The sequence below is a fragment of the Clostridium sp. ATCC BAA-442 genome, from assembly GCF_964239415.1.
Lineage (GTDB): Bacteria > Bacillota > Clostridia > Oscillospirales > Oscillospiraceae > Flavonifractor > Flavonifractor plautii.
The window spans coordinates 1-16,446 of record NZ_CAXSQB010000066.1 but is presented as its reverse complement, the minus strand read 5'-3'; the positions used below and the strand labels follow the sequence as shown (position 1 = coordinate 16,446).

Below are 16,446 nucleotides of genomic sequence, written 5' to 3'. Positions count from 1 at the left end.
GGCGGGCGGGGACAAGCCCCGCCCCTACGTGCCTGCATTTTTGAGTCGAGTGCGGAGAACAAAAAAAGGCGGCCCGAATGGGCCGCCTTTGGCAAACAACTCAGAACTTGATGCGCTCTGCGATATAATTCTTGACCTCGCTCATGGGGATGCGCACCTGCTCCATGGAGTCGCGCTCCCGGATGGTGACGCAGTGGTCCGCGGGGGTGGTGTCGTCGCCCACGGTCTGGAAGTCCAGGGTGATGCAGAAGGGGGTGCCGATCTCGTCCTGGCGGCGGTAGCGCTTGCCGATGGAGCCGGTGTCGTCATAGTCCACCATGAAGTCGCGGGCCAGCTCGTCCCGCAGCTGCTGGGCGGGGCCGGAGAGCACCTCCTTCTTGCTGAGGGGGAGCACGGCGCACTTGAAGGGGGCCAGGGCGGGGTGGAGGCGCAGGACGGTGCGCACGTCGTTGTTGCCCTTCTTGTCCTGGCCGACGATCTCCTCGTCGTAGGCGTCCACCAGGAAGGCCAGGGTCACGCGGTCGGCGCCCAGGGAGGGCTCGATGACGTAGGGGATATAGTGCTCGTTCTTCTCCTGGTCGAAGTAGGTGAGATCCTTGCCGGAGTGCTCCTGGTGCTGCTTGAGGTCGTAGTCGGTGCGGTCGGCCACGCCCCACAGCTCGCCCCAGCCGAAGGGGAACATGAACTCGAAGTCGGTGGTGGCCTTGGAGTAGAAGGCCAGCTCTTCGGGCTCGTGGTCGCGCAGGCGGAGGTTCTCCTCCTTCAGGCCCAGATCCACCAGCCACTTGCGGCAGAACTCCCGCCAGTACTGGAACCACTCCAGATCGGTGCCCGGCTGGCAGAAGAACTCCAGCTCCATCTGCTCAAACTCCCGGATGCGGAAGATGAAGTTGCCGGGGGTGATCTCGTTGCGGAAGGACTTGCCCACCTGGCACACTCCGAAAGGCAGCTTCTTGCGGGTGGTGCGCTGGATGGCGGGGAAGTTGACGAAGATGCCCTGGGCGGTCTCGGGGCGCAGGTAGACCTCGGTGCTGCTGTCCTCGGTGACGCCCTGGTGGGTCTTGAACATGAGGTTGAACTTGCGGATGTCGGTGAAGTCCGCCTTGCCGCAGCCGGGGCAGGTCACGCCGTTGTCCCGGATGAAGGCCACCAGCTCCTCGTTGGTCATGGCCTCCACATTCACGTCGTCGCGGCCATTCTCGGCGCACCAGCCCTCGATGAGCTTGTCGGCCCGGTGGCGCATCTTGCAGGCCTTGCAGTCGATGAGGGGATCGTTGAAGGTGGACACATGGCCGGAGGCCACCCACACCTCGGGGTTCATGAGGATGGCGGCGTCCAGGCCCACGTTGTAGGGGTTTTCCTGGACAAACTTCTTCCACCAGGCCCGCTTGACGTTGTTTTTCAGCTCCACGCCCAGGGGGCCGTAGTCCCAGGAGTTGGCCAGGCCGCCGTAGATCTCGCTGCCGGGGTAGACGAAGCCCCGGCCCTTGCACAGTGCCACGATCTGATCCATGGTCTTTTCGGTGTTCTTCATATCCATAAGCTCCTTTTCGCTTTATTCTGCGCGGAAAAAAACGCCCTGAGCCGAACGGCTCAGGGCGAAGTAAACTCCGTGGTGCCACCTGAATTCGGGGCAGAGGCCCCGCGCTCAAACCCGGTAACGGCGGGGGACCGGCGGGGCATTTCCTCCCCGCGGCTGGCGGGCGCCTTCCCCTGCCTCCGCCGGAGCCTTGCACCAGACGGCTCCTCTCTTGGGACGGTGGGACGGGGTACTCCTCCCGGTCAATGCCTGTTTCTGGCCGCTATTGTATCACGCAAACCGCCCGCCGTCAAGGCGTTTCGGGGCCTATTCCACCAGAATCAGGCCGAAATGGTTCCGTTCCTCCCCCAACACCCGGAGCGTGCGCACCTCCAGGCCGTGGGCGCGGGCGGTGGCAAACACGTCGATGCCGCAGGCCTCCATGGCGGGGACGGCCTTCCCGGGGAAGCGGCACCCCTCGGGCGCGCAGGAGGGACACAGCTTGCAGGGCCCGCTGCCGAAGGCCAAGGCCTTGTAGTACCCGTCCAGAAAGAGCCGCCTGGCCCCCTCGGCGGCCATGGCGGTGGCGTTCCAGTGGTGGACCCGGAACAGGATGCCGGTGGAAAAGCTGTCCAGCACGGCCCGGGTGCGGGCGTAGTCCGGGGCCTCCGGCGGGCAGCAGTGGTTTTTGCCGAAATTCTCACAGCCGAACTGGCACTTGAAGGTGGTCCAGGGGGCGGTGACCACCGTGTGTGGGTCGATCACCAGGGCCGGCTCGGCCCCGTTCTCCCGCAGATAGTCCAGGCAGGCGTCCATGGGCAGCACTCCTCTCTGCTCAGAGTGTATGCCCGCCGGGGGAAAAGATCAAGAAGCGGGGGAGACAAAATCCACATTGTGTGCTATGATGTGGATAAAAAACAGAAGGAGGCTGTTGTCCATGGCGCGTCCGGCGATTCGCATCACCCTCATTGACCGGCTGGGAAAGCGGGGCTGCCACCGGGGACACCGGGTGGGGGAGAGCTTTGACTTTGACACGGAGCGGGGGAAGCTCTGTCCCATGGCCATGCATGTGGCCTTTCCCTATGTGGATATTCTCCGCTATGGCGGTGCCATCCCCGGCCAGCCGGCGGGCACGGCGGTGTTCTGCTGCCCCGATGTGGACACCATCAATGTGTTTCGGATCGAGGTGTCGGACGGGGCGGCCGACCCGGGTTAGCTGAGAAAGAGCTCCACGTCCCCGATGGTCAGGCCGGTGTGAAGGGCCAGATTGATCCCGTATCCGATGACCTTCGCCAGATCGTGCACCTGGGTGTCGATGTCCTTGGGGGTGACGATCAGGCCGTCCCCCCCGCCCTGGAGGGCGGCGGGGTTCAGCTCCCCCTTGCCCGCCTCGGCCAGCACGTCGCAGGTGAGGGTGGCGGCGTCCACTACGGTGGGGACGCCGACGGCGATGACGGGGACGCCCAGGGTCTCGGCGTTGAGGGCGGCCCGGGCATTGCCCACGCCGGAGCCGGGGGTGATGCCGGTGTCGGCCAGTTGGATGGTGCGGCAGACCCGCCGGAGGCTGCGGGAGGCCAGGGCGTCCACCGCCACCACGCAGGCGGGCTTGATCTGCTCCGCAACGGCGCGGACCACCTCGCCGCTCTCCATGCCGGTGGTGCCCAGCACCCCGGCGGCCAGGGCGGCCACCGGCCGGAAGGAGCCGAAGTGCTCCGGCACCCGCTCCACCAAGTGGCGGGTCACCATGGTCTGGTCGGCAGCCTTGGGGCCGATGTTGTCGGGGGTGATGGCCCGGTTGCCCAGGCCCACCACCAGGGCGGGCGCGCCCGGCGCCAGGCCCAGCAGCGCCCCCAGCTCCGCCGCCAGGGCCCGCGCCGCCCGGCCGAAGGCGTCCTCCTCCCGGCGGGCCAGGCCGTCCAGCTCCAGGGTCACATAGGTGCCCACCGGCTTGCCCAGGGCCCGGGCGCCCGCCTCGTCCCGGATGCGCACGGTGGTCACCGGATAGCCCTCCCGCGTCGACTCCTCCGACTCCACGCCCGGCAGCGTCCCGGCCTCCCCGGCGCTCTCCTGCCAGAGCTGGGCGGCCTCCAGAGCCAGGTCGGTTCTCCGTTTCAACATATACGTCCCTCCATACCCCAAGATGTGGTGTTGATGACACCAGATGCCCCTATTTTTTGCGCAGAGCGCCTCCATATGCAAAAAAAGTGAAAAAAGTTCAAAAAAAGAGTTGCATTTTTAAAGAATGGCTGTTAAAATAAGAATCTGCACGGGCAAACTGTGTAAATAACGATTACGTCATCGGAGGAGGTGTTTGGTTTGCCGAATATTAAGTCTGCCAAGAAGCGTGTCCTGGTGAACAAGACCAAGGCTGCGCAGAACAAGGCCGCTAAGTCCGCGCTGAAGACCGACATCAAGAAGTTCGAGGCCGCGGTGGTCGAAGGCAACCGCAGCGAGGCCGAGGGCGCTTACAAGGTGGCCGTCAAGGCGGTCGACAAGGCTGTGGTCAAGGGTCTGCTGCACAAGAACAACGCCGCTCACAAGAAGAGCGCCATGACCATTAAGCTGAATAAGCTGGCCTAAAGGTCTGGTCGAAGGGGAGACCGTCTGCATCCGCAGGCGGTCTTTTTCGTTTTTTCGCGGGAGAAAACGGGTATGCTGGAAAAGAGACGCGGGGGAGGCGGGGAAGGATGAAAAAGCTGCTGGAGTGGAAGCCGGTCCGGTTTGGGCTGGAGGTAGGGGAGCTTTACTTCTCCAAGCGGGTATCCCGTTCGGCTGCGGAGCTGGCCTACTTTCTGATTCTCACCTTCTTTCCTGTCCTTATCTGCATTAACGCCTTCATCGGTCTGCTCCATTTGGACATCAACGCCGTACTGGAGGCCGCCTCCACCTTCCTGCCCCGGGAGACGCTGGGGATTTTAGGGGACTATATTCAGTATATTACCGGAAACCAGTCACCCGCCCTGCTGGCCGCGGGAGGGATTATGACCCTGTTCTCCGCCTCCGCCGCCTTCCGGGCGCTGATGAATATTATGGAGGATCTTTACGGACGCAAGAGCTATGCAGGGGTGTGGCGCATCGCGGCCAGCGTGGCCTTTTCGGTGCTCTTTCTGCTCACCATCTACCTGGCCCTGGTGGTGCTCCTCACAGGCGGGTGGCTTTTCCATCTGGTGGAGCGCCTGTTTCACCTGGAGACGGCCACCCTGCCCTGGGACTGGCAGTGGTTCCGCTTCCTGCTGCTGTTTCTGCTGGTGTTCCTCTTTGTCCTGCTGGTGTACCGGATGGCCGCGCCCCGAGGCAGGCCAAGGCCGCCTATCCTTACAGGGGCCTTTCTGGCCGCCGTGGCCCTTGTGGCCGCCACCGCCCTGTTTTCTTGGTTTATCGGCCTGTCTTCCAGGTACTCCCTGGTTTACGGGTCCCTGGCCTCGGTGATTATCCTGCTGGTGTGGCTCTACCTGTGTGGAAACATCCTGATTCTGGGAAATGTCTTTAACTGCGTGTGGTACCGCCACAAAAAGCGGCGGGTCACAGGTGAGCGGCCGGGCTGAAAAAAGGCGGCGTACCGATCCGGTACGCCGCCTTTTTTCACAGGCTGCGGAGCCACAGCTCCCGCAGACCCATCAATTGAAGATGGGGCTCATACTCCACCGCCCGGCGGAGCAGGGGTAGAATGTCACGGCCATGACCGCCGGTAAGGACTACGGTGACGGGGCCCAGCTCCTCCTCCAGGCGGAGGGAGATCCCCTCCAGGGCGGCGGCGGCCCCGTAGAGGGCACCGCTGCGCATGCAGGACACAGTATCGGTACCCAGCAGTCCCTCGGGCTGGGTAAAAGTAATGCAAGGGAGTTGGGCAGCCCGGGCGCTGAGGGCGTCCACCGACAGGCGCAGCCCCGGGAGAATCATGCCGCCCCGGAATACGCCCTCCCGATCCACCACCGACAGGGTGGTGGCGGTGCCCATGTCAAAGACCGCCAGAGGGGGCCGCCACCGGGCCAGGGCGGCCACGCAGTCCACCAGCCGGTCCATGCCCAGGTTGGAGGCGTCATAGTCTCCGGTGGGCAGGCCGGGGTCGAGATCCCGCCCCAGCACCCGGACAGGGCGGCGGGTGAGGGCCTCCGCCGCCTGGACGGCGACCTGGGTGAGGGAGGGAACCACCGAAGAGAGCACCGCTCCCTCCACGTCTTGGGGGGCCGCTCCCTCCTCTGCCAGCAGGGTTCTCATGCGCGCGGCGCAGGCGGCGGCGTCCATGTTCCGGTCGCTGGGCAGGCGGCGGACAAAGCGCAGCTCCGGCCCCAGAAAGCCGCCAACAGCGACTGTAGTGTTTCCAATGTCAATGGTCAGCAGCATGGCTCAGACGGGCTCCCGGGCGGCCAGGGGAGCGCGGTTGAGCTTGAGAGCCTTTCCCATGGGGATGCACACTGCGGGGACAAGGATGGCCGCCACAATGGCCTCGGGCACACCGTTGGCCGCCACGATGCCCAGAATAAAGCCCAGCACTGCCTCGGCTGGAATCCCCTGGGCCGCGGCGTAGGCATCCCGGAACAGCAGAGCAATCAGTCCCATTACCAGGGCGGTGTTGGTAAAGGCGCCCACCACGGCGGACAGGGCCATGCTGCCGGCCTGGAGGACGGAGCCCCGGCGGCGGGACAGGGCCTGAAGCAGCGTATAGACCAGCCAGGGGGTCACGCCGACAAGGATACGGGGCACAAAACAAACCACCAGGGCCCAGGGGCTGCCCCGGTCCAGGCCTGGTACCGGTATCAGGGGGGAAAAGGCAAAGGAGGACAGGTTGGGTACCAGGGTATTTTTCAAAAGACTGGCCAGACCAAACATGCCGCCCAGAAAGGCTCCCTTCTTGGGTCCGAGAAGGAGGGCGCCGATGATGACTGGCACATGGAGCACGGTGGCCTTAATGATGGGCAGGTCGATCATGCCGATGGGGGTGAAGGTGAGCAGAAAGAGAATGGCGGTAAACATGGCCAGGACAGCCAGGCTCTGCACCTGCCGGTGCTGCTGGGCGCGGGGGGTGTGGGTGTTCATATTCAATTACCTCCAGGCTGCCGTTCCCGACGGGCGGGATACAGCGCGTATTTGGATGCAGCCACAGGCAGAGATGGGCCTGCCGTCTCCCTCCGGGGAGTACAGCGGCCCGCCGCCCGGGACAGCCGAGGCCATTATAACGGTTATATCCTCAGATTGCAATCCCATTGTGGAAAACCTGCGGCTGTTTTGGTATAATTGGATGACTATATACGGAGCATAAGGGCGGATGTCCGCATCCGCCCACTGACAAAGGAGAGACCTGCATGTTAAAGGGGAAAACTGTGCTGCTGGGTGTCACCGGCGGCATTGCATGCTATAAGTCGGCGGGCTTGGCCTCGGCCCTGGTGAAGCAGGGGGCGAACGTCCAGGTACTCATGACCCGAAACGCCACGGAGTTTATCGGCCCCCACACCTTTGAATCCCTGACGGGCAACCGGGTAAGCGTGGACACCTTTGACCGCAACTACCAGTTCCAGGTGGAGCACATCGCCCTGGCCGACCAGGCCGACCTGGTACTGGTGGCCCCGGCCACGGCCAACGTTCTGGCTAAGCTTGCCCACGGTCTGGCCGACGATATGCTCACCACCACCGTTCTGGCCTGTGACTGTCCCAAAATCGCCGCGCCCGCCATGAACACCCGCATGTATGAGAATCCGGTTACCCAGGATAACCTGGCCCTCCTGCGGCGGTACGGCTGGGAGATTGTGGAGCCGGCCAGCGGACGCCTGGCCTGCGGGGCCGTGGGGAAGGGGAAGATGCCAGAGCCGGAGGAGCTGCTGGAGACGGTGCTTCACGCCCTCTCCCATGCCAAGGACATGGAGGGACTGAAGGTGCTGGTCACCGCCGGCCCCACCCAGGAGGCGCTGGATCCGGTGCGCTGCCTGACCAACCACTCCACCGGGCGGATGGGCTACGCCGTGGCCCGGGCCGCCGCCGCCCGCGGGGCGGAGGTGACGCTGGTGTCCGGCCCCACGGCGCTGAAGAAGCCCGCCTATGTGGAGACGGTGGACGTGGTGTCCGCCCAGGACATGTTCGAGGCGGTCACCGCCCGCGCCCCGGAGCAGGACATCATCATCAAGGCCGCCGCGGTGGCCGACTACCGCCCGGCCCAGGTGGCCCAGGACAAGGTGAAGAAGGGGGAGGGGGAGCTGTCCATTCCCCTGGAGCGCACCCGGGATATCCTGGCCTGGCTGGGGGAGCACCGCGGGCCGGGGCAGTTCCTGTGCGGGTTTTCTATGGAGACCCGGGACATGGTGGAAAACTCCCGCAGGAAGCTGGAGAAGAAGCACCTGGATCTGATTGCCGCCAACAACCTCAAGGAGCCGGGCGCGGGCTTCGCAGTGCCAACCAATCTGCTCACGCTGATCTCCCCCCGGGAGGAGCTGGAGCTGCCCCTCCTCACCAAGGAGGAGGCCGCCCACCGTCTGCTGGATGAAATCCTGAAGCTCCGCTGAGCCGAAAAAACCGGCGCCCCCGTCAGGGTGCCCCGGTCTTTTTCAGCTCAGATAGGACAGGGGGTTAACGGAGGTGCCGTTGATCTTCACCTCGAAATGGCAGTGGTTGCCGGTGGAGCGGCCCGTGGAGCCCACCTTGGCGATGGGCTGACCCTGGTAGACCTTGTCGCCGGCGGAAACCAGGACGCTGGAGCAGTGGCCGTAGTAGGTCTGCTTCCCGTTGCCGTGATCCACGATGACCAGATTGCCGTAGCTCCACATGCTGCCGGTGGCCCGGCCGGCGAAGACCACAGTGCCGCCATCGGCGGCCGCGATGTTGGTGCCGTAGGAGGTGGCAATGTCAATGCCGCCGTGGTAGCTGTAGGAGCCAAAGATGGAGCGGTAGCCGAAGTAGGAGGTAATGCGCCCGTATACGGGCCAGATAAAGTAGCCGTTGGGCAGCCAGGAGGGGCGCACCTTGGTGCCCACAGCGATGACCTTGTTGGTGGCCTCCCGGGTGACCTGGGTAGAGAGCACCGTGCGCTCCTGCTCCACGCCGTTGAGGTAAGCGATGTCCGCGTTGACGATCTGCTCGCCGGGGACGCCTGCATCCAGCACCTTGGACTCGCCCTGGTACATGGAGTCGTCCTGTACCTCCACCACCGGGCACTCAATGGACTGGGTATAGGTCACGTTATCCACCGTCTTGACGGAGAGAAAGGGAATCTCCTCCTTCACGTTGAGGAGCTGGCCGATGTAGATACGGTTAATGTCCACATCCGGGTTGAGGGCCTCCAGTTCCGACATGCTCATGTCGTTGTCAAAGGCGATCTGCATGAAGGTGTCGCCCTTCTGCACCTCATAGGTGGTCTGGCCGTTGGTGTTGGCGGTGAGGGTGGCCAGCATGGCCGCCGGGTCCTGATTGACATCGGAGGGGGTGTACTCGTGGGTAATGTAGACCCCGGAGGTAAACTCGGCGGACACTGTGTTTTCATCTACATAGGCAGCCTTCACCTGCTCCAGCACCCCATTCAGGGTCTCCCGATCCTGGGCCGCGCCGATGAACTGGCCGTTGACGGTGAGCACATAGCTCTTCATTACCTCGCCAATCTGGTCAAAGAGGTAGGTCTCAAAGTCCGCCACGGGGGTGATGGACTCCCGCTCCGTCAGGGCAGGGGCGTAGGTCACCGCGCCGTCCATGGTATAGTCGTAGCCCAGAATATCGGTGGCACGGCTCTCCACCCGGTCCACCACATCCTCAAACACAGAGGGGCTGGTGACGGTGCCCAGGGCCACGCCGTCCACCTCCACCACATAGCTGGGAGTGTAGACAGTGCCCACCACAGCCGCCACGCCGATGACCACGGCGGCGGCCAGGAAATGCAGGGGATTGATCAGCCGGCGGCCGCCCGCAGTGGCGGCGTCCAGCCGGCGGCGGAGCGGCTCCACGCGCTGCGCCAGGGCCGCGGTACCCGCCTCCCATCTGTCCCGGAGTTGGGCCAGGGGCGGCCGGATGGCCGAAGACTCCTCCCGGGGCGTATGCAGAATTTCGTCCATGAGGGAAACCCTCCTAATTATTTGTTCTTGCGTAAAAGAAGGCCCGCGAGGGCCGAAAGGTAACAGTCAGAAACGAAAAGTTACAAATGGTTACAAGGCGTATCATACACGCTTTTTGCCAAAAAGTCAAGACTTTGACCGGAAAAGGCGGGAATCCGCGGCAATTGAAGGTCAAAGCACAACCGACACGACATATAGTGGGCGGCTTTCAAAAAGATGTCCTACTACTACCAGAAGGAGAAATGGTCAGGGCAGAGCAGCAAAAAGATTTGTCCACTTTGACCGGGACGAAAAGACCCCGCGGCATCCTTTTGGGTGCCGCGGGGGACCGGAGGGGACGGGAGATCTCCCCCCATAGCCGAAAAAGTCCGGAGCCCCTGAAGGAAACTCCGGACTCTGGAGGGCTGTTAGGCCAGCGCGGCGGTGATGATGGCCATGGAGTAGACCTCCTGGGCGTTGCAGCCGCGGGAGAGGTCGTTGATCGGGGCGTTCAGACCCAGCAGAATGGGTCCATAGGCGTCAAAGCCGCCCAGGCGTTGGGCAATCTTATAACCGATGTTGCCCGCATTAATGTTGGGGAAAATAAAGGTGTTGGCATAGCCGGCCACGGGAGAGCCGGGGAACTTGAGCTGGCCCACGGTGGGGGAGACGGCGGCATCGAACTGCATCTCGCCGTCGATGGCCAGGTCGGGGGCGGCAGCCTTGGCCTTGGCGCAGGCGTTGCGCATCTTGTCCACAGTGTCACCCTTGCCAGAGCCCTTGGTGGAGTAGCTCAGGTAGGCCACCTTGGGGTCAATGCCGAAGGTTTTGGCGCACTTGGCGCACTCCAGGCCAATCTCCACCAGCTCGTCCTCCGTGGGGTCGATGTTGATGGCGCAGTCGCCCATGGCCAGCACAGTGTTGTCGCCCACGCCCTCGCGGACCATAATGAAGCAGGAAGAGACGATTTTATTCTCGGGCTTGGTCTTGATGAGCTGCAGGGCGGGGCGGACGGTGTCGGCGGTGGAGTAGGTGGCTCCGCCCAGCAGACAGTCGGCCACGCCCATCTTTACCAGCATGGTGCCGAAGTAGTTGCCCTTCATCAGGGCGGCGCGGCACTCGTCGGCGGTCATCTTGCCGCGGCGCAGCGCCACCATCTCCTCCACCATCTTGTCCATGTCGGGATAGGTGGCGGGGTCGATGATCTCGGCACCCCGGATGTTGAAGCCGACCTCCTCGGCCGCGGCCTTTACCTCCGCCTCATTGCCGATGAGGATGGGGGCCAGCCAGGTGCCGGCCAGCAGGCGGGCGCTGGCCTCCAGGATGCGGGCGTCGGTGCCCTCGGTAAAGACAATGCGCTTGGGGGACTTTTTCAGGGTGTCGATGAGCTGCTGAAACATGTGAATGGCCATTGGTATCTTCCTCCATCATAAAAAACGTACGTCAAATGCCAAAATGCTCGGCGTCGGAGCTATTATACACCATTTCGACTGCGGTTCTCAATGCCTAAAAGCCATAAGATTGTGAAAAAATACACTTTACTTTTTGTATTCTCGCATTTATACTATACCTACTGTTTTGAAGCCAGTTGAAGTTGAGGTGTGTTATGAGTTCCGATTTTTCCCGCTGCCTTTCCCTGCTCCGGCAGGAGAAGGGGATCTCCCAGCGCGCGGCCGCAAAGGATCTGGGGATCAGCCAGGCGCTGCTCTCCCACTATGAGAACGGCGTGCGTGAGCCCGGTCTGGCCTTTGTCACGAAGGCCTGCAACTATTATAATGTGTCGGCGGATTTCCTGCTGGGCCGTACCCTCTCCCGGGACGGCACCACCATCGCCGCCGAAGAGCTGTACGATTACTCCACCGAGAAGGACAACGTGCTCCACGGCTCCATTATGGCCACGCTGAACAAAAAGCTGCTGGTCAACTCCATCGGCGTGCTCTTCGACCTGCTGGGCAAGACCGGCCGCAAGGAGGCCATTAACGCCGCGGCGGACTACCTGGGTACCGCTGTTTACAAGATGTTTCGCCACCTGTACCGGGCGGACGGCAGCAAGAACGAGGACTTCTTCTCCGTGCCTGCCCGGCAGTTTATGGCGGGCGTGGCCACCGCCGACATGATCTGTACCGAGGCCCAGTATGTGGACGCCCTGGCCGCCCACGTCAAGGAGAAGGGGAACTTCCCGCCCATGCACAACGACGCGCTGATGGAGAACTACCCCGGACTGTACCAGTCCCTGCTCCAGATTATCCACAACACCGGGGAGCGGGTCAACCGCCGGATGGAGATTCAAAACCAGAAGTAGGGCGCGGCATCCCGGACGCACCGCCTGTTTACCGGCTACGCCCGGGGGGCGCCACCGGTACCATGCCCTTGAACGGCCGGGGCGGCCGCAGTAGGGATATGCAGAGTATCGCTCCAATGTCAATTGACGCTTTCACATCTTCGGAGGTGTATTTTTTTGACCGACCAGAGCAAAATCCGTAATGTTTCGATAATTGCCCACATTGACCACGGCAAATCAAATCCCGCGGAGTCGGCCGACTCCGCGGGTACCCCGTGTTATTTTGCATCCTCGGCGGAAGTAAATTCCGCCTTCGGCAAGGTTTTGTCCGGGGGACAAAACGCTTGGACGCGGCAGGCCGCCGCGCCCCGCTGCGCGGGGTTCCGGGTGGATTTGCCGAAGGGAGGAGTATGCCATGACTGACCAATCCAAAATCCGCAACTTTTCCATTATCGCCCACATCGACCACGGCAAATCCACCCTGTCTGACCGGCTGATTGAGAAGTGCAACGCCGTTTCCCAGCGGGAGATGGAGAGCCAGCTGCTGGACAACATGGACCTGGAGCGGGAGCGGGGCATTACCATCAAGGCCCGGGCGGTGAAGCTCAACTATCAGGCTGCCGACGGGGAGACCTATGAGCTGAACCTGATCGATACGCCGGGCCACGTGGACTTCAACTATGAGGTGAGCCGCTCCCTGGCCGCCTGCGAGGGCGCGGTGCTTATCGTGGACGCCGCCCAGGGCATCGAGGCCCAGACCCTGGCCAACACCTTCCTGGCCCTGGAGCACGACCTGGAGATTCTGCCCGTGGTCAACAAGATCGACCTGCCCGCCGCCGACCCCAAGCGGGTGAAGGACGAGATTGAGAACATCATCGGCCTGCCCGCCCAGGACGCCCCCGAGATCTCCGCCAAGGTGGGGCTGAACATCGACGCGGTGCTGGAGGACATCGTGAAGAACGTCCCCGCCCCCAAGGGCGACCCGGAGGCCCCGCTCCGCGCCCTGATCTTTGACAGCCAGTACGACGCCTACCGGGGCGTGATCGTCTATTTCCGTGTGATGGAGGGTACCATCAAGACCGGGATGAAGGTGAAGATGATGGCCCCGGGCGCGTCCTATGAGGTGCTGGAGTGCGGCCACCTGCTCCCCCTGGGGATGGAGCCCTGCGGCGAGCTGATCGCCGGCGAGGTGGGCTACTTCACTGCCTCCATCAAAAACGTGAAGGATACCCAGGTGGGTGACACCGTCACCGGTGTGGAGCGCCCCGCCGCCGAGGCCCTGCCCGGCTACCGCCCCGCCCGCGCCATGGTGTACTGCGGCATTTACACCGAGGACGGCTCCAAGTATCCAGATCTGCGGGACGCCCTGGAGAAGCTCCAGCTCAACGACGCCTCCCTGTCCTTCGAGCCCGAGTCCTCCGCCGCCCTGGGCTTCGGCTTCCGCTGCGGCTTTCTGGGCATGCTCCACATGGAGATCATCCAGGAGCGGCTGGAGCGGGAGTTCGATCTGGATCTCATCACCACCCTGCCCTCGGTGATCTACCGTATCACCAAGACCGACGGCACCGTGGTCATGGTGGACAATCCCCACAATTACCCCGATCCGGCGGTGATCGAGCTGGCCGAGGAGCCCTACGCCAAGGTGTCCATCGTCTCGCCGCCCGATTATGTGGGCAACATCATGCCCATGTGCCAGGAGCGCCGGGGCGAGTTCAAGGACATGCAGTATCTGGACACCAACCTGGTGGAGCTGCACTACTCCATGCCTCTGGGCGAGATCATCTACGACTTTTTCGACACCCTCAAGGCCCGCACCAAGGGCTACGCCTCTCTGGACTACGAGCTGGACAAGTACGAGCCCTCCGAGCTGGTGAAGGTGGATATGCTGCTCAACGGCGATCAGGTGGACGCCCTGTCCTTCATCGCCCACCGGGAGAAGGCCTACCCCCGCGCCCGGCGGCTGTGTGAAAAGCTGCGGGACAACATCCCCCGCCAGCTCTTCGAGGTGCCCGTCCAGGCCGCCATCGGCGGCAAGGTCATCGCCCGCGAGACCGTCCGCGCCATGCGCAAGGACGTGCTGGCCAAGTGCTACGGCGGCGACATCACCCGGAAAAAGAAGCTGCTGGAGAAGCAGAAAGAGGGCAAAAAGAAGATGCGGAGCTTGGGAACGGTGCAGATTCCGACCGAGGCATTCATGGCGGTGCTTAAATTGGACGAAGAGTAAGCATCCGCAAAGTTCCCTCCTCGCGGCATAGCCGCTGCGGCCTACGCTACAAACGTGCCACCGGCACGTTTGCTTAACGCTGCGGTGGCGGTCCTCAAGCTGGACGAGGAATGACGGCATCTTCTTTTTGACCTCTGGGGCCCCACAAAGTGGGGCGGCGCTTGCGCCGTACAAGGGTTTCGCCGGGGGCGTAGGGGCGGGGCTTGTCCCCGCCCGCAGACGGGCCGATGTGGGCATCGGCCCCTACGGGAGAAGCGCAGGCGGCCACAGGGGCCGCCCCTACAAAGAGGATATGATGAAGCAAAAAACCAGGAGCACACCAAAGCGGTGTGCTCCTGGTTTTTCTTTGATCTGTTTTTCCACATGTGGGAATGAGCCTGTGGAAAACTTGCGAAGCCGGTTACTCGGCGGCCTCGTCCTCCTCCTTCTTGGTGCAGACGATGTTCAGCTCGTCTAGCTGGGCCTGGGTGACGAAGGAGGGGGCGCCCATCATGAGATCCTGGGCGTTCTTGTTCATGGGGAAGGGGATGATCTCCCGGATGGAGTCCTCGCCGGCCAGCAGCATGACCATGCGGTCCACGCCGGGGGCGATGCCCGCGTGGGGGGGCGCGCCGTAGGTGAAGGCGTTGTACATGGCGGGGAACTTGGCCTTCACGTCGTCCTCGCCCAGGCGGACGAGCTGGAAGGCCTCGATCATGATCTCCGGATCGTGGTTCCGCACGGCGCCGGAGGAGAGCTCCACGCCGTTGCACACCAGATCGTACTGAAAGGCGGTGATGGACAGGGGATCCACCTCGCCGGCGGCGGCCTTTTTCAGAATCTCCAGCCCGCCGTTGGGCATGGAGAAGGGGTTGTGGCAGAACTCCAAAAGCCCGGACTCCTCGCCGATCTCGTACATGGGGAAGTCCACGATCCAGCAGAACTCATAGCGCTCCTTGTCCATGTGGTTGGGGCAGAAGGCGCCCAGCTTGGAGCGGAGTACGCCGGCGGCCTTCTGGGCGGCCAGGAGCTTGCCGGCGGTGAGGCCCACGAAGCAGCCCTTCTCCAGCCCCAGAGCGGCCACCACCGCGTCCTTCACGGGCTGGACAAACTTGGCGATGCCGCCCACAATCTCGCCGTTCTCGTCGTAGCGGAACCAGTAGGCCTTTTCTCCGGACTGCACCTCCACGTCGGCGCACAGCTTGTCGATCTGCTTGCGGGTGCCCTCGAAGCCGGTGACCACCACCGCCTTGACGGTGTTCCCCTCAAAGGGGCCGAAGCCGCAGGCGCCCAGGGCCTCAGTGGCGTCGGTGACGGTCAGATCAATGCGCAGATCCGGCTTGTCGGAGCCGTACTTGTCCATGGCCTCCCGGTAGGAGATGCGGCGGAAGGGGGCGGTGGAGGCCACGTTGTAGGTGCCGTACTGGGCAAAGATGGGGGGCAGCACGTCCTCCAACACGGCGAACACGTCCTCCTGATCGGCAAAGGCCATCTCCATGTCCAGCTGGTAGAACTCGCCGGGGGAGCGGTCGCCCCGGGCGTCCTCGTCCCGGAAGCAGGGGGCAATCTGGAAGTACTTGTCGAAGCCGGAGGCCATCAGCAGCTGCTTGAACTGCTGGGGGGCCTGGGGCAGGGCGTAGAACTTGCCGGGGTGCTTGCGGCTGGGCACCAGGTAGTCCCGGGCGCCCTCCGGGGAGGAGGCCGTGAGGATGGGGGTGGTGATCTCCAGGAAGCCGTGGTCAAGCATGGCCTTCCGCAGGGCGGCCACCACCTGGCAGCGGAGGATGATGTTGTTCTTCACCTCCGGGTTGCGCAGATCCAGATAGCGGTACTTTAGGCGGGCGGACTCGTCGGCCTCCCGGCTGCGGTTGATCTGGAAGGGCAGCTCGTTGTGGCGGCAGCGGCCCAGCACCTCCACCGCCTCCGGCACCACCTCGATGTCGCCGGTGGGCAGCTTGGGGTTCTTGGAGTCCCGCTCCCGCACCACACCGGTGATCTGGACGGTGGACTCCTTGTTCAGCCCCTTGAAGGCCTTCCACATGGCCTCGTTCTCCACGACCACCTGGGTCACGCCGTAGAAGTCCCGCAGGACGGCGAAGGCAAAGTTCTGGCCCACCTCGCGGACGTTCTCCAGAAAGCCCGCCAGGGTAACGGTCTGGCCCACGTGCTCCATACGGAGCTCCCCGCAGGTGTGGGTGCGGTAATGGGTATGGGTTGTCTGCATCAAAAATCAACTCCAAATCGTAATATAGAAAGGATAAAATACAAATAGGATTGAAAAGAGAGCTATACAGGCAGATTGGAACGCCAAAAGGGACGCGGGGGCGGGCCGATGTGGGCATCGGCCCCTACAAAGGTCTGCTGCGGAAGGCACCGCCTAGCCAAAATGCTCCGTAGGGGCGGGGCTTGTCCCCGCCCGCGGGGGGGGGGGGGG

14 protein-coding genes and 1 other annotated feature are annotated in these 16,446 nt (G+C 63.2%); of the genes, 6 read left to right on the top strand and 8 right to left on the bottom strand.

Going from position 1 to position 16,446, the window contains the following annotated elements:
* Window positions 1-100 precede the first annotated feature (100 nt).
* Window positions 101-1,534: a glycine--tRNA ligase gene (locus tag ACESY8_RS17970; protein ID WP_009260544.1), complete on the bottom strand. Its 1,434-nt coding sequence runs from the start codon at window positions 1,532-1,534 to the stop codon at window positions 101-103.
* Window positions 1,535-1,591: 57 nt separating this feature from the next.
* Window positions 1,592-1,795: a binding site (T-box leader), on the bottom strand.
* A gap of 51 nt (window positions 1,796-1,846) precedes the next feature.
* Window positions 1,847-2,335, bottom strand: coding sequence for a DUF2284 domain-containing protein (locus ACESY8_RS17965; protein WP_009260543.1), 489 nt, complete (start codon window positions 2,333-2,335; stop codon window positions 1,847-1,849).
* Window positions 2,336-2,456: 121 nt separating this feature from the next.
* On the opposite strand from ACESY8_RS17965, the gene ACESY8_RS17960 reads away from it, so the two are divergent.
* Window positions 2,457-2,735, top strand: coding sequence for a TIGR04076 family protein (locus ACESY8_RS17960; RefSeq protein WP_009260542.1), 279 nt, complete (start codon window positions 2,457-2,459; stop codon window positions 2,733-2,735).
* On the opposite strand, the gene gpr is transcribed toward ACESY8_RS17960, so the two are convergent.
* A complete protein-coding gene (gpr, locus tag ACESY8_RS17955; protein ID WP_498794907.1) occupies window positions 2,732-3,637 on the bottom strand; it encodes a GPR endopeptidase in 906 nt (301 codons plus the stop codon). The genes ACESY8_RS17960 and gpr overlap by 4 nt on opposite strands.
* Before the next feature lie 198 nt (window positions 3,638-3,835).
* Between gpr and rpsT the strand changes: the two genes are divergently transcribed.
* A complete protein-coding gene (gene rpsT, locus ACESY8_RS17950; protein WP_009260539.1) occupies window positions 3,836-4,099 on the top strand; it encodes a 30S ribosomal protein S20 in 264 nt (87 codons plus the stop codon).
* 107 nt (window positions 4,100-4,206) lie between these two features.
* The gene (locus ACESY8_RS17945) at window positions 4,207-5,064 is read left to right on the top strand and encodes a YihY/virulence factor BrkB family protein (protein WP_024723932.1); all 858 of its coding nucleotides are present in this window, start codon (window positions 4,207-4,209) and stop codon (window positions 5,062-5,064) included.
* 37 nt (window positions 5,065-5,101) lie between these two features.
* Here ACESY8_RS17945 and ACESY8_RS17940 read toward each other — a convergent pair whose 3' ends face one another.
* The gene (locus ACESY8_RS17940) at window positions 5,102-5,863 is read right to left on the bottom strand and encodes a type III pantothenate kinase (RefSeq protein WP_154250306.1); all 762 of its coding nucleotides are present in this window, start codon (window positions 5,861-5,863) and stop codon (window positions 5,102-5,104) included.
* Window positions 5,864-5,866: 3 nt separating this feature from the next.
* Complete coding sequence (locus ACESY8_RS17935; RefSeq protein ID WP_007492254.1) at window positions 5,867-6,556, bottom strand: ECF transporter S component; 690 nt, start codon at window positions 6,554-6,556, stop codon at window positions 5,867-5,869.
* 266 nt (window positions 6,557-6,822) lie between these two features.
* On the opposite strand from ACESY8_RS17935, the gene coaBC reads away from it, so the two are divergent.
* Window positions 6,823-8,013, top strand: a complete 1,191-nt coding sequence (gene coaBC, locus ACESY8_RS17930; protein WP_007492163.1) for a bifunctional phosphopantothenoylcysteine decarboxylase/phosphopantothenate--cysteine ligase CoaBC — start codon at window positions 6,823-6,825, stop codon at window positions 8,011-8,013.
* Window positions 8,014-8,055: 42 nt separating this feature from the next.
* On the opposite strand, the gene ACESY8_RS17925 is transcribed toward coaBC, so the two are convergent.
* Window positions 8,056-9,549 (bottom strand): peptidoglycan DD-metalloendopeptidase family protein, encoded by a 1,494-nt coding sequence (locus tag ACESY8_RS17925; protein ID WP_054339313.1) that lies wholly within the window; start codon window positions 9,547-9,549, stop codon window positions 8,056-8,058.
* A 407-nt stretch (window positions 9,550-9,956) separates the two neighbouring features.
* Window positions 9,957-10,940: a phosphate acetyltransferase gene (pta, locus tag ACESY8_RS17920; RefSeq protein WP_007490244.1), complete on the bottom strand. Its 984-nt coding sequence runs from the start codon at window positions 10,938-10,940 to the stop codon at window positions 9,957-9,959.
* 194 nt (window positions 10,941-11,134) lie between these two features.
* On the opposite strand from pta, the gene ACESY8_RS17915 reads away from it, so the two are divergent.
* Window positions 11,135-11,830 carry a helix-turn-helix domain-containing protein gene (locus ACESY8_RS17915; protein ID WP_009260535.1) on the top strand — a complete coding sequence of 232 codons (696 nt, stop codon included), beginning with the start codon at window positions 11,135-11,137 and terminating at the stop codon, window positions 11,828-11,830.
* A 394-nt stretch (window positions 11,831-12,224) separates the two neighbouring features.
* On the top strand, window positions 12,225-14,033 hold the full coding sequence (gene lepA / locus ACESY8_RS17910; RefSeq protein ID WP_054339314.1) for a translation elongation factor 4: 1,809 nt from the start codon (window positions 12,225-12,227) through the stop codon (window positions 14,031-14,033).
* A 400-nt stretch (window positions 14,034-14,433) separates the two neighbouring features.
* Here lepA and aspS read toward each other — a convergent pair whose 3' ends face one another.
* Window positions 14,434-16,236: an aspartate--tRNA ligase gene (gene aspS / locus ACESY8_RS17905; protein WP_204682093.1), complete on the bottom strand. Its 1,803-nt coding sequence runs from the start codon at window positions 16,234-16,236 to the stop codon at window positions 14,434-14,436.
* Window positions 16,237-16,446: the final 210 nt, after the last annotated feature.

What these genes read in the sequence shown, in the direction of transcription:
- ACESY8_RS17970 (WP_009260544.1), bottom strand. Translation starts at nt 1,534, where the DNA reads ATGAAGAACACCGAAAAGACCATGGATCAGATCGTGGCACTGTGCAAG.
- ACESY8_RS17965 (WP_009260543.1), bottom strand. Translation starts at nt 2,335, where the DNA reads ATGGACGCCTGCCTGGACTATCTGCGGGAGAACGGGGCCGAGCCGGCC.
- ACESY8_RS17960 (WP_009260542.1), top strand. Translation starts at nt 2,457, where the DNA reads ATGGCGCGTCCGGCGATTCGCATCACCCTCATTGACCGGCTGGGAAAG.
- gpr (WP_498794907.1), bottom strand. Translation starts at nt 3,637, where the DNA reads ATGTTGAAACGGAGAACCGACCTGGCTCTGGAGGCCGCCCAGCTCTGG.
- ACESY8_RS17945 (WP_024723932.1), top strand. Translation starts at nt 4,207, where the DNA reads ATGAAAAAGCTGCTGGAGTGGAAGCCGGTCCGGTTTGGGCTGGAGGTA.
- ACESY8_RS17940 (WP_154250306.1), bottom strand. Translation starts at nt 5,863, where the DNA reads ATGCTGCTGACCATTGACATTGGAAACACTACAGTCGCTGTTGGCGGC.
- ACESY8_RS17935 (WP_007492254.1), bottom strand. Translation starts at nt 6,556, where the DNA reads ATGAACACCCACACCCCCCGCGCCCAGCAGCACCGGCAGGTGCAGAGC.
- coaBC (WP_007492163.1), top strand. Translation starts at nt 6,823, where the DNA reads ATGTTAAAGGGGAAAACTGTGCTGCTGGGTGTCACCGGCGGCATTGCA.
- ACESY8_RS17925 (WP_054339313.1), bottom strand. Translation starts at nt 9,549, where the DNA reads ATGGACGAAATTCTGCATACGCCCCGGGAGGAGTCTTCGGCCATCCGG.
- pta (WP_007490244.1), bottom strand. Translation starts at nt 10,940, where the DNA reads ATGGCCATTCACATGTTTCAGCAGCTCATCGACACCCTGAAAAAGTCC.
- ACESY8_RS17915 (WP_009260535.1), top strand. Translation starts at nt 11,135, where the DNA reads ATGAGTTCCGATTTTTCCCGCTGCCTTTCCCTGCTCCGGCAGGAGAAG.
- lepA (WP_054339314.1), top strand. Translation starts at nt 12,225, where the DNA reads ATGACTGACCAATCCAAAATCCGCAACTTTTCCATTATCGCCCACATC.
- aspS (WP_204682093.1), bottom strand. Translation starts at nt 16,236, where the DNA reads ATGCAGACAACCCATACCCATTACCGCACCCACACCTGCGGGGAGCTC.